The sequence below is a fragment of the Streptomyces sp. NPDC098789 genome, from assembly GCF_044759975.1.
Classification (GTDB): Bacteria; Actinomycetota; Actinomycetes; order Streptomycetales; family Streptomycetaceae; genus Streptomyces.
In genome coordinates this window covers 136,653-148,296 of sequence record NZ_JBIWAJ010000014.1, presented here as the reverse complement: position 1 = coordinate 148,296, position 11,644 = coordinate 136,653, and the positions used below count along the sequence as shown (strand labels likewise).

Sequence of the window (11,644 nt, the reverse complement as noted above, 5' to 3'; positions counted from 1 at the left end):
ACCGCTCGTCGACCGGCCCCTGCCGCCCTCTGCCGCGGACAAGAGTAGACGCTACGGCGCCACCTCACCCGGCGCTGTCGCCGGGCCCGCCGGCCGCGGCTCCGAACCACCTGGGCAGGTGGTCCAGCAGGTCCCGCTGGTCGTCGCCCACCCACGCCACATGGCCGTCCGGCCGCAGCAGGACCGCGGGCGCACCTCCTTCCCCGTCGAGGTCGAGGCCGTGGTCGACGACGTGGTCGACGCGGTCCGCCCAGCCGGCCACCGAGAGCCGCCCGGTCCGGTCGAGCAGCAGTCCGCGCCCCTCGTGCATCAGCTCGTAGAGGCGGCCGCGCTCCAGCGGCACGTCGCGCATCCGGCGGCCGACGAGTGCGTGGCCCCCGCCGAGGTCGTAGGCGACGTCGACCGCGGTGATCATCCCCGTCACGTACCGGTTCACCTCCTCGAAGTCCATCAGCGCGGAGAACAGCCCGCGCAGCGCGGTCGCACCCGGGTCGCTCCCCAACAGGGTCATCTGCGCACGGGTGTTGTCGAGGACGCGGGCGGCCACCGGGTGCCGTTCCTCGTGATAGCTGTCCAGCAGCCCCTCCGGGGCCCACCCGTCGACCGCCGCGGCCAGCTTCCAGCCGAGGTTGAAGGCGTCCTGCACGCCGAGGTTCATCCCCTGCCCGCCGGTCGGCGGGTGGACGTGCGCCGCGTCGCCGGCCAGCAGCACCCGGCCGACCCGGTACCGCTCGGCCTGCCGGGTGGCGTCGCCGAAGCGGGACAGCCAACGCGGCGCGCGCACGCCGAAGTCGGTGCCCGCGACCGCCCGCAGCCGATGCCGGAAGTCCTCCAGGGTCGGCGCGGCCGTCCGGTCCTCGGACACCCCGTCGGCGGGCACGACGACGCGGTGCGTCCCGTCGTCGTTGGGGGAGACGCCGAACCGCAGCTGGGTCCTGCGGACCTCCTGGACGACGGCGTTGATCGTGGCCGGATCCGCGGTCACCTCCATGTCACCGAGCAGCGTCTCGACCGTGGCGGGCACCCCGGGGAAACCGACGCCGAGCAGTGCGCGCACCGTGCTGCGCCCGCCGTCGCACCCGACGAGGTAGCGCGCGCGCAGCCGCGTTCCGTCCGCCAGCCCGACGGACACCCCGTCCTCGTCCTGGTCGAGCCCGACGACCTCGCAACCGCGCCGGATCTCGGTGCCGAGCTCGCGGGCCCGCTCGTCGAGCAACCGCTCGGTGACCGGTTGCGGGACTCTGATCCCGTACGGGTGCGCCGTGTCCAGCCGCTCCGGCCACGCCTTGACGACGCCGCCGAACAATCCGCCGACGCTGAACTTCTCGCCGACCGCCAGGAAGCGGTCCAACAGACCGCGTTGGTCCATCAACTCGACGCTGCGCGCGTGCAGGCCCTGCCCGCGCGACTCCCCGGTCGGCTCGGCCAGCTTCTCCACCACCAGCACGCGCACCCCGTGCAGCCGCAACTCGGCGGCCAGCATCAAGCCGGTCGGTCCGCCGCCGACCACGATCACGTCTCTCATCGCAATGCCCGTTTCTGCAGGTCCTGGCCTTGGTCGGCCATTTTGCGACGAGGGCGGGGCCTTGCCGCAAGCCCCCCGGTGCGCTATACCTTGGGGAGGGCGAGGAGTTGAACTCCTTGTCCTTCGTCGTTCCCGGGGCTCAGGCGTCCACGGGCTGCCAGGCCGGACCGTCCCCTTCGCGCAGGACCCGTCCGAAGACCACGTCCGCCAGGTGCACGCCGAAGCCGATCGTGTCGGGCTCCGCCAGCTCGGCGACGAGGCGGTGGCGGTGGTCGGCGGTGCGCTCCGGGTCGTGGTCGAAGGCCGAGGACCAGTCGGGGCGGTCGATCTGGATCGGCGAGTGCAGGGCGTCGCCGAAGGCGATCAGTCGCCGTCCGCCGCCGGTGATGACGTACTCCGCGTGCCCGACCGTGTGCCCGGGGGCGATCCTCACGTGCACGCCGGGGAAGACCTCCTGGCCGTCCTCGACCGTGCGCACGCGCGGCGCGAGTGCCGCGACCTGCTCGGCCATGCCCTGGTCGGCGAGGAGGTCCCGCCCGGCCCACTCCGGCCCGGACACCAGGTAGGCGGCGTCGGTGAAGACGGGCAGGTCGCTGCCGGGGACCCGGTGGCACGCCCAGCCGAGGTGGTCGGAGTGCAGATGGGTGAAGGCCACGGCCTCGATGTCCGAGGGAGCGCGGCCGAGTTCGGCCAACCGGTCCAGGAGCTCGCCGCCCCGGATCCGGGCGATGGGGCCGTCCGGCACCTCCTGCTCCTGCGGGCCGAAGCCGGCGTCGATGAGCAGCGCCCGACCGCCGTGCTCCACGAGCAGGGCGCCGACGCTCCCGACGAGGTGGCCCGTGGCGTCCAGGTACTCGGGGTGCGCGTCCCACACCTCGGCCGTGGTGTCCCCGAGCAGTTCGAGCGGCCGCACCCGTACGGCGCCGTCCGGCACGTACGACACCTTCGTGTCCCCCAGCTGGAGGGAACGGATGCGCGACGGTCGATTCAGTCGGCCGGCTCGTACCGCGGTCGTCTCGGTCATGAAGTCTCTCCTGGCGGTCGCCCGGTGGTCCGGGTGGTGGGGTCGGTCGCCCCGTGGTCCGGGGCGACGGCGTAACCATAAGCATCAAGTTTGAATCATTCAAGCTGTAATTATGTTGTCTTGATGGACTTGCTAAGGTGGTGGCATGACGACGTCCCGCGAACCCGAGGCCAGCGCCGAGCGTCAGTTGTGCGGCCTGGTGAACGGACTGGCGCAGCGGATCGCCGAGCACGTGCGGGCGTGTGCGGGCACCCTGGGCCTGACCGCGTCCCAGGCGGCCGCGCTGCGGGAGATGAGCGGGCCGATGACCATGCGGGAGCTGGCCGAGCGCATGTGCTGCGAGCCGTCCAACACCACCTTCGTCGTCGACAAGCTCGAAAAGCAGGACCTGATCGAGCGCCACCCGCACCCCACCGACCGCCGGGCCAAGCACCTCGTGCTCACGGCCTCGGGCACCGCCCTGCGGGCCCGGCTGCAGGAACTCCTCGCCGTGGACTCCCCGCTCGCCGGGCTGGACCCGCAGCAGCAGCGGGTCCTCCACGGCCTGCTGGAGCAGGTCGTCACCGGCGAGGGCAGGCCGTAGCGAGGGGCCCGGCGCAGCGATCACGGCACGGAACAACGGGAACGGCAGACGGGGGAAGTCCAGGCATGAACGCAACGGCATCGCGACGCGGAGCGGGGTCGGCCGACGGGTCGTCGCCCGTCAGGATCGGCGCGCTCGCGCCGCTGACCCGGCCCGGCTGGGTCGAGGCGGGCCACCACCTCCTCGCCGGACTGGAGCTGGGCGTCCGCGAAGCGAACGACGGGGGCGGGATCGGGGGCAGGCCCCTTGAACTGGTGGTCCGGGACACCGCGGCCGATCCCCAGCGGGCCGTGGCGGCCGTGGACGAGCTCGCCGCCCTGGGCGTGGCCGCCGTGGCGGGGGAGTACCACAGCGTCGTCGCCCGCGCCGCCGCCGCCCGGGCGGACGCCCTCGGCCTGCCGTTCCTGTGCTCGTCGGCGGTGCTCGACGCGCTCACCGAAGGGCCGACGGACCAGGTCGCGCGCCTCGCCCCGCCGCAGTCCCGCGGCTGGCGGCTCTACGCGGACTTCCTCCTCGGCGCGGGACACCGGCGCATCGCCGTGGCGCCCCAGCCGAGCGTCTACTGGGCCTCTGGCCTCCGCATCCTGCGGGAGCACCTCGCGCCCCGCGGCGGCGCCGTCGTCGAGCTGGACGCGGGTGCGCTCACCCCCGCGGCGGTGTGCGACGCACTCGCCGCCGAGCGGGCCACGGCCCTCCTGTTGCTGGTCGGAATGCCGGATCCGGCCACGGCGATCGTCCGGGCCGTCCGCCGGGACGCGCGACTCGGCGAGGTCCTGATCGGCGCCCCGGCCGGGCAGCCGGAGTTCGCGGGCTGGGCGGCGCACCTGGGCGACGACGGCGCCGCGGTCCCGTTCCTGCGCTACCTGCCCGAGCGCCTCGGCCCGCTCGGGGCGCGGGTCGAGCGGGCCCTGCGCGAGCGGCTGGGCGAAGCGCCCTCCTTCGTCGCCTTCGAGGGCTACGACACGATCACCGTCCTCGCCGACGTGCTGCGCTCCCACGGCACGGACCGGGCGCGCACCGCCGGGTCCTGGCCGCACGTGGCGGTGGAGGGCACCCGCGGGAAGATCGGCTTCTCCCGGCTGCCGGGCATCGGCGTCTGGCAGTGGGACGGCCCGCCGATCCAGGTCGTCGACCGGGATCCGGCGGAGCCCGACCGCTTCCGCATCCTGCACACCGGCTGAGCGGGCGGCCTACGCGGGCCCCGGACCGGTGCGTCGGGCGCGGCCGGTATACCCGGGACGCCGGTCACGCGAGCGGCAGCTCCGGGCGCCCTTGCGCCCACGGGCGGGCCGCCTCCAACTGCGCCGCGACCCGCAGCACGCTCACCTCGTCGTCGCGCCGGCCCACCAACTGCACGGCGAGCGGCAGTCCGTCCGCGCCGCGGCCCGCCGGCAGGGAGGCGGCCGGGTGACCGGTGACGTTCCACAGCGCCGTGTAGGCGATCATCGGGCGCGCCCGGACGAGCGCCGTCAGCAGCCCCGCCCCGTCCAGCGCGCCCACCGGGCGCGGGCGCCCGGCGATGGTCGGGGTCAGCAGCAGGTCCATGGTGGTGAACATCCGGTCGGCGCGGGCCGCCAGCCGCTCGCCCGCCAGGATCCCGCGCTCCACGGCGGACTCCGGGACCGCCCGGGCGAGGGCCAGGACGTGCCGGGTGCGCCGCTCCAGCAGCTCCGGCCGCTCGACGGCGGCGGCCTCCGCCCGTACGCCGCCGCAGAACTGGGCGACGAACGCGGCCGTCGCGTCCGGGTAGCGGGGGCGCACCTCCCGTACGTCGTGCCCCAGCTCGCGCAGCGCCCGTACGGTCTCCAGCAGGGCCGCGACGTGTTCCGGATCCGGTCGCACACCGGGCACGGCGGGCGTGGCGCTGTAGCCGATGCGCAGCCGGCCGGGCGCGGTGTCCAGCTCCCGCAGCCAGTCGGTGGCGGCGGGCCGGGCGCTCCAGCGGTCGGTGGGGGTCGCGCCGGCGAGCACGTCGTAGAGCAGGGCGGTGTCGCGCACGGTGCGGGTCAGCGGGCCCACCGTACCGAGGGCGTACCAGAGGTGCGGGTGCGGAGCGGTGGAGACCCGGCCGCGCTGCGGTTTGAGGCCGAACAGCCCGCAGCAGGCGGCCGGGATGCGGATGGACCCGCCGCCGTCACCGCCGAGGGCCGCCCCGACGAGCCCGGCCGCGACGGCCGCGGCGCTGCCGCCACTGGATCCGCCGGGGGTGCGGGTGGTGTCCCAGGGGTTGCGGGCGTGCCCGTGGGCGGCGGATTCGGTGAAGGGCCACTGGCCGAACTCGGGCATCGTCGTCTTGCCGATCACGACGGCTCCGGCGGCGCGCAGGCGGCGCACGGCCTCGCAATCGGCTGCGACGGGCGTGCGGTTGGCGGCGCCACCGAAGCCGGTGACCTGCCCGGCGACGTCCAACTCGTCCTTGACGGCGACGGGTACGCCGTGGAGCGGGCCGTCCCCGGGCCGCGCGTCGCGGGCGTCCGCCTCGGCCAGGGCCCGCTCGGCGAGGACGACGCGGAAGGCGCCGAGGGCGGGGCCGTGCCGCGCGATGCGGCGCAGCGACGCTTCGACGAGGGCCCGGGAGGTGACCTTGCCGGTGCGCACCAGCTCGGCCTGGCGCTCGACCCCCTGGAACATCAACTCGGCGTCCTCCCGGTCCTGTTGCCGGTCCGGGTCCCCGCCCCGCTCCCCGCCCAGCGCGCCGTTCGAGCCCACGCCCATGGCCGCCACCCCTTTCCCCTACCTACGAGTAACTCCGGGTAAGGCTGGTGCCCCGCCGCGCGCACGTCAAGCACCGTCCACGGCGCGGGTGGCAGGGGCGCGGTCAGGAGCGCTGCCAGGGGCGGGCGTTACCATGCCAGCCGACCTGCCCGAATACGCCGCCTCCCGCCGAGGAACCCCGCATGCAGCACACGCCCGACGCCCCCTTCCAGCTCCTCCCCGGCGCCGCCGCCTCGCCGGTCGTGCTGCACGTGCCGCACTCCTCGCGGGTCGTGCCCGGCCCCGTCCGCGCCGACATCGTGCTGGAGGACGGCGCGCTGGAGCGGGAGTTGGACCACATCACCGATTCCCACACCGCCGAGATCGCCGCGGCCGCGGCGGCCCTCTGCGGCCTCACCCCGTGGCGGTTCGTCAACGGCCTGTCCCGTCTGGTCGTCGACCCCGAGCGCTTCCCCGACGAGCGCGAGGAGATGCTGTCCGTGGGCATGGGCGCGGTGTACACGCGGACCACCCACCGGGAGGCCCTGCGCCCGGACGGGTTCGACGGGACGCCGTTGGTCGACCGCTACTTCCACCCGTACGCGCGGGCGATGACGAGGGCCGTGCGGGACCGCCTGGAGGCCGTCGGGCGGGCCGTGATCATCGACGTGCACTCCTACCCGAGCGCGCCCCTCCCCTACGAACTCCACGGCGCGGGGAGCCGACCGCCGATCTGCCTGGGCACGGACCCCTTCCACACCCCGGCCGGGCTGCTCGCCGAGGCCGAGAAGGCCTTCGCGGGCTTCGGCGGCACGGGACTCGACAGCCCCTTCGCCGGCACGTACGTACCGCTGGAGCACTACGGCGAGGACGCCCGGGTCGGGGCGCTGATGGTGGAGATCCGGCGGGACGTCTACATGGCCGAGCCGGGCGGCCCCGCCGGTCCCGGTCTCGGCGCGCTGGCGGTGGCCCTGGCGCGCCTCGTGGACGCCCTGCGACCGTGACGGCGGCGCCCCGGGGGGCACGCCGCGACAGCCGGTCGGGGGACCGGGACCCCGACCGTCCGGTCACGGTCCCGGTCCTTCGGGGGCACCCGTCAGGCGAGGTCGAACCGGTCGAGGTTCATCACCTTGTCCCACGCGGCCACGAAGTCGCGCACGAACTTCTCCCCGGCGTCCGCGGACGCGTAGACCTCCGACAGGGCGCGGAGCTGGGCGTGCGAACCGAAGACGAGGTCGGCGGCGGTGGCCGTCCACCGGGGCTTGCCCGTCGCGCGGTCGTGGCCCTCGAAGACGTTCTCCGCCGTCGGCGAGGCCTTCCACTGCGTGCCCATGTCCAGCAGGTTCACGAAGAAGTCGTTCGTCAGCGCCTCCGGCCGGTCGGTCAGGACGCCGTGCGGGGACCGCCGGAAGCCGGTGTTCAGGGCCCGCATGCCGCCGGTCAGCACCGTCATCTCGGGTGCGGTGAGCGTCAGCATGCTCGCGCGGTCCAGCAGCAGGGTCTCCGGCGACAGCTTCTCGCCCGCCCGCAGGTAGTTGCGGAACCCGTCCGCGCGCGGTTCGAGCACGGCGAAGGACTCCACGTCGGTCTGCTCCTGCGTGGCGTCCGTGCGTCCCGGTGCGAACGGGACCGTGACCTCGTGCCCGGCGTTCCTGGCCGCCTGCTCGACCGCCGCGCAACCGCCCAGGACGATCAGGTCGGCGAGCGAGATCCGCGCACCGCCGGCCTCCTGCCGGATCCCTTCGAGGCGCCGCACCGTCTCGGCCACCTCGGGCTGGGCGTTGACCTCCCAGTCCTTCTGCGGCGCGAGCCGGATCCGCGCCCCGTTGGCCCCGCCGCGCTTGTCGGTGCCGCGGAAGCTCGCCGCCGACGCCCATGCGGTGGTGACCAGTTGGGACACGGTCAGCCCCGAGGCGAGGACCGCGGCCTTCAGGGCGGTGACGTCCGCGTCCGAGACCAGCGGGTGATCGACCGCGGGAACGGGGTCCTGCCACAGCTGCGGCGCCGGGGTCCACGGGCCGAGGTAGCGCGAGAGGGGTCCCATGTCGCGGTGCAGGAGCTTGTACCAGGCCTTGGCGAACGCGTCCGCGAGGGCGGCCGGGTCCTCGTGGAACCGCTTCGCGATCGGCGCGTAGACCGGGTCGAACCGCAACGCGAGGTCCGTCGTCAGCATCATCGGCGCGTGCTTCTTCGACGGATCGTGCGCGTCGGGCACCGTGCCCGCCGCCGCCGGATCCGTGGGCGTCCACTGCTGGGCGCCGGCCGGACTGGTCGTCAGCTCCCAGTCGTAGGCGAAGAGGTTGTCCAGGTAGCCGTTGTCCCACGTCGCGGGCGCGGAGGTCCACGCGCCCTCCAGCCCGCTGGTGAGCGCGTCGACGCCCGAGCCGCTGCCGTAGGTGTTCTGCCAGCCGAGGCCCTGCTGCGCCATCGGGCAACCCTCGGGCTCCGGGCCGATGTACTCGGGGCCGACCGCGCCGTGGCACTTGCCGAAGGTGTGCCCGCCGATGATGAGGGCGGCCGTCTCCTCGTCGTTCATCGCCATGCGCGCGAACGTCTCGCGGATGTCCTTGGCGGCGGCCAGCGGATCCGGATTGCCGTTCGGGCCCTCCGGATTGACGTAGATCAGCCCCATCTGTACGGCGCCGAGCGGGCCGGAGAGTTCCCGGTCGCCGCTGTAGCGCTCGTCGCCGAGCCAGGTGTCCTCGGGGCCCCAGAAGATCTCCTCGGGTTCCCAGATGTCCTGGCGTCCGAAGCCGAAGCCGAAGGTCTTGAACCCCATGGATTCCAGGGCGCAGTTGCCGGCGAAGACCAGCAGGTCGGCCCAGGAGACCTTCCGGCCGTACTTCTGCTTGACGGGCCAGAGCAGCCGGCGCGCCTTGTCCAGGCTCGCGTTGTCCGGCCAGCTGTTGAGGGGCGCGAAGCGCTGGGCGCCGGCCCCGCCACCGCCGCGGCCGTCGGCGATGCGGTACGTGCCCGCGGAGTGCCAGCTCATCCGGATGAAGAGCGGCCCGTAGTGGCCGTAGTCGGCGGGCCACCAGTCCTGCGACGCCGTCATGACCGCGAAGACGTCCTGCTTCAGGGCGTCGAGGTCCAGCGTCGCGAACTCGCGCGCGTAGTCGAAGTCTTCGCCCAGCGGGTTGGAGCGGGACGAATGCTGATGGAGGACCTGGAGGTCGATCTGTTCCGGCCACCAGTCCCGGTTCGACCTGGGGCGGGTCGAGGTGGGGGCAGGGGCGGGGATGACTGGGTTCTCGCTGTCGCTGCCGGACACGTCGTCCTTCTTCCTGATTCTCGGTGTTTCCCTCGGCCGGCTGCCGGCCGCTTCGCACGCCGCCGACGATCGAGCGCGCATCGGCGTCCGTATGGTCGCGTACCGCGCCCCGCACCGCGGCGAGAACACGCAGGACGCCTCCGCATCTCCACCGGTCACCACACCGGCACCACACGTGTCAGCGCCCCGGCCGCCCTCCGCTCGCGTACCGGTGCGATCATCGGGGCATGACCGACCTCGGCGCCTCCCCCGCGCGGCGCGGCCCGGCGCCGGCCCGACGCCCGGGGCGTTCGAGGGCACGCCGGGTGCCCCGCGTCACGGTCGGCGACGGCGGGGCGCGTCACTTCGTACTGCACGACGGAGCCCTCACGCTCACCAGCGGGAGCGCGTAGCGGCGATGCCCGTGAGGACCGCGGCGAGCCCCTGCTCGAATCCGGTGTCCCGGTCGCGGAACATGGCCGGGCCGGCCTCGGTCGTCAGCGGGTAGTCCGTGAGGCGTGCGGCGCGGGCGTCGAGGTCGTATCCTTCGCCGTCCGCGCCGGGCAGCGGCCCCATCGACTGTTCCTCGATCACGTACCCGATGGTGTAGCTGTACGCGGTGAACCACGCGCGGGCGGCCCCGGCGGAGCTGAAGCCGCCGTCGACCAGGGTGCGCAGGTGGGCTTCCATCGGGGCGGCGAAGCTCATGTCCGTGAAGTGCGTGCCGCTGTAGACCTTGGCGCCGTCGCGGTAGCGCAGCAGGTGGTCGCGCAGCCCGCGCATCGCGCTGTCCAGGGCCTCGTGCCAGTCGCGGGGCGGATCGACGGCCGTGGCCAGGTCCGCCGTCATCCGGCGGAACATCTCGGTGGCCATCTCGTCGAGCAGGGCCCGCTTGTCCTTGAAGTGCCAGTACAGGGCGGGCGCCTTGACGTCCAGTTCCTTGGCGATGGCCCGCAGCGTGAGCCCTTCGAGGCCCACCTCGCCGAGCAGGCGCAGGGCGGTGGCCGCGACCGTCGCGCGGTCGAGCCGGGCCCGCTCGGGCTTGGCTCCTCGTACGTCGGACCTCGCGTCCGGTTCTTTCGACACCTTGACAACTTAACAGCGTTAAGCACATTCTCGTAGCCATGACAGCACTTAACAGCGTTAAGGAGTCGGGGGCGCTCGACGTACTCGTCGTCGGCGCGGGCCCCACCGGACTGGCACTCGCCCTCGACCTCACCCGCCGCGGCGTCCGCGCCCTGGTCCTCGAACGGGCCGACGCGCTCTTCCCCGGATCCCGGGGCAAGGGCCTGCAGCCGCGGACCCTGGAGGTCCTCGACGACTTCGGGGTCGTCGACGCCGTGCTGGCCGACAGCGGCAACGCCCCCATGGGCCGGATCTGGCAGGGCGGAACCCCCGTCGGCGAGCACGACATGCTGGGCGACGGCGACATCGACGGACCCACCGACGCCGAGCCCCACCGACGGGCCCGGCTGATCCCGCAGTGGCGCACGCAGGAGATCCTCTTCGCGCGCCTCACCGAGATCGGCGGCCGGGTCGCCTTCGGCGTCGAGCTGACCGGCCTCGACCAGGACGCCGACGGCGTGGACGCGCACCTCGCCGACGGAACCACCCTGCGCGCCGCCTATCTGGTCGCCGCCGACGGCGGGCGTTCCACGGTGCGCAAGGCCCTGGGCATCGAGATGACCGGCCAGGGCGGTGCCACCGTGGCCCCCGACCCGATGGTCGTCGCCGACGTCCGACTGCGTCCCGGCGCCCTGGACCGCGACCACTGGCACGTCTTCCCCGGCGCGGACGGCGCCTTCGCCGCGATCTGCCCGCTCCCCGGCACCGACGACTACCAGCTCGTCGCCCGGACCGACGACCTCGACGTCCCCGCGGTGGTCGCCGCCCTCACCCACCTGAGCGCGCGGGACGTCACCGAGGTCCGCTGGGCCTCCGACTTCCGACCGCGCGCGGCCATGGCCGATCGCTTCCGCGCCGGCCGCGTCCTGCTCGCGGGCGACGCCGCCCACGTCCACTCGCCGGCGGGCGGGCAGGGGCTCAACACCAGCGTCCAGGACGCCTACAACCTCGGCTGGAAGCTCGGCCAGGTGCTGCGCCACGGCGCGCACCCGGCGCTCGTCGACACGTACGAGCAGGAGCGCCAGCCCGTCGCCGCCCAGATGCTCGGCCTGTCGACCCGGATCCACCGCGGCGAGGAGGAGCGGGGCGAAGCCGGCCGCCAGCTCGGCCTCGGCTACCGGGGCGGCCCGCTCTCCGAGGGCTCGGCGGGCGCCCTGGAAGCGGGTGACCGGGCCCCGGACGGGCCGCTCCCGGACGGGAGCCGGCTCTTCGACCTCTTCCGGGGCCCCCACTTCACCCTGCTGGCCGTGGGCACGGACGCCGAACTGCCCTCGGTGGACGCCGAGTTCGTCCTGACGCGGCGCGTCGACGCCTACGAGCCCTACGGCAAGGGGATCTTCCTGGTCCGGCCCGACGGGTACGTCGGCTGGGCGGGCGAGGAGCCGACCGGCCTGGCCCGCTACCTCGCCCGCTTCGGCGGCACGGCGTCCCGCGCGTGAGCGC

At 74.2% G+C, this 11,644-nt stretch carries 10 protein-coding genes; 5 read left to right on the top strand and 5 right to left on the bottom strand.

Translation table 11 applies throughout. From position 1 onward, the window contains the following. Positions 1–64: 64 nt before the first annotated feature. Together rox and ACIQWR_RS26605 are read right to left on the bottom strand one after the other, a co-directional pair. A complete protein-coding gene (gene rox / locus ACIQWR_RS26610) occupies positions 65–1,525 on the bottom strand; it encodes a rifampin monooxygenase (RefSeq protein WP_404014261.1) in 1,461 nt (486 codons plus the stop codon). Positions 1,526–1,664: 139 nt separating this feature from the next. After that, positions 1,665–2,549 (bottom strand): MBL fold metallo-hydrolase, encoded by an 885-nt coding sequence (locus tag ACIQWR_RS26605; protein ID WP_404014258.1) that lies wholly within the window; start codon positions 2,547–2,549, stop codon positions 1,665–1,667. A 145-nt stretch (positions 2,550–2,694) separates the two neighbouring features. On the opposite strand from ACIQWR_RS26605, the gene ACIQWR_RS26600 reads away from it, so the two are divergent. Together ACIQWR_RS26600 and ACIQWR_RS26595 are read left to right on the top strand one after the other, a co-directional pair. Then, positions 2,695–3,132 carry a MarR family winged helix-turn-helix transcriptional regulator gene (locus ACIQWR_RS26600; protein WP_404014255.1) on the top strand — a complete coding sequence of 146 codons (438 nt, stop codon included), beginning with the start codon at positions 2,695–2,697 and terminating at the stop codon, positions 3,130–3,132. Positions 3,133–3,197: 65 nt separating this feature from the next. Continuing rightward, positions 3,198–4,313 (top strand): ABC transporter substrate-binding protein, encoded by a 1,116-nt coding sequence (locus tag ACIQWR_RS26595; RefSeq protein ID WP_404014252.1) that lies wholly within the window; start codon positions 3,198–3,200, stop codon positions 4,311–4,313. Between the two features lie 64 nt (positions 4,314–4,377). Here the strand turns inward: ACIQWR_RS26595 and ACIQWR_RS26590 are convergent, their stop codons facing one another. Beyond that, positions 4,378–5,847, bottom strand: coding sequence for an amidase (locus tag ACIQWR_RS26590; RefSeq protein ID WP_404014249.1), 1,470 nt, complete (start codon positions 5,845–5,847; stop codon positions 4,378–4,380). A gap of 182 nt (positions 5,848–6,029) precedes the next feature. Here ACIQWR_RS26590 and ACIQWR_RS26585 point away from each other — a divergent pair, with 182 nt between their 5' ends. Beyond that, positions 6,030–6,830, top strand: a complete 801-nt coding sequence (locus ACIQWR_RS26585) for an N-formylglutamate amidohydrolase (RefSeq protein WP_404014247.1) — start codon at positions 6,030–6,032, stop codon at positions 6,828–6,830. Between the two features lie 92 nt (positions 6,831–6,922). Here the strand turns inward: ACIQWR_RS26585 and katG are convergent, their stop codons facing one another. Continuing rightward, the gene (katG, locus tag ACIQWR_RS26580) at positions 6,923–9,097 is read right to left on the bottom strand and encodes a catalase/peroxidase HPI (protein ID WP_404014244.1); all 2,175 of its coding nucleotides are present in this window, start codon (positions 9,095–9,097) and stop codon (positions 6,923–6,925) included. A gap of 227 nt (positions 9,098–9,324) precedes the next feature. Here katG and ACIQWR_RS26575 point away from each other — a divergent pair, with 227 nt between their 5' ends. Beyond that, positions 9,325–9,489, top strand: a complete 165-nt coding sequence (locus ACIQWR_RS26575; RefSeq protein WP_404014241.1) for a hypothetical protein — start codon at positions 9,325–9,327, stop codon at positions 9,487–9,489. Here the strand turns inward: ACIQWR_RS26575 and ACIQWR_RS26570 are convergent. Further along, positions 9,470–10,162, bottom strand: coding sequence for a TetR/AcrR family transcriptional regulator C-terminal domain-containing protein (locus ACIQWR_RS26570; RefSeq protein ID WP_404014238.1), 693 nt, complete (start codon positions 10,160–10,162; stop codon positions 9,470–9,472). The two genes, ACIQWR_RS26575 and ACIQWR_RS26570, sit on opposite strands and share 20 nt — an antisense overlap. A gap of 38 nt (positions 10,163–10,200) precedes the next feature. On the opposite strand from ACIQWR_RS26570, the gene ACIQWR_RS26565 reads away from it, so the two are divergent. Next, a complete protein-coding gene (locus ACIQWR_RS26565) occupies positions 10,201–11,640 on the top strand; it encodes an FAD-dependent monooxygenase (protein ID WP_404014235.1) in 1,440 nt (479 codons plus the stop codon). Positions 11,641–11,644 lie beyond the last annotated feature (4 nt).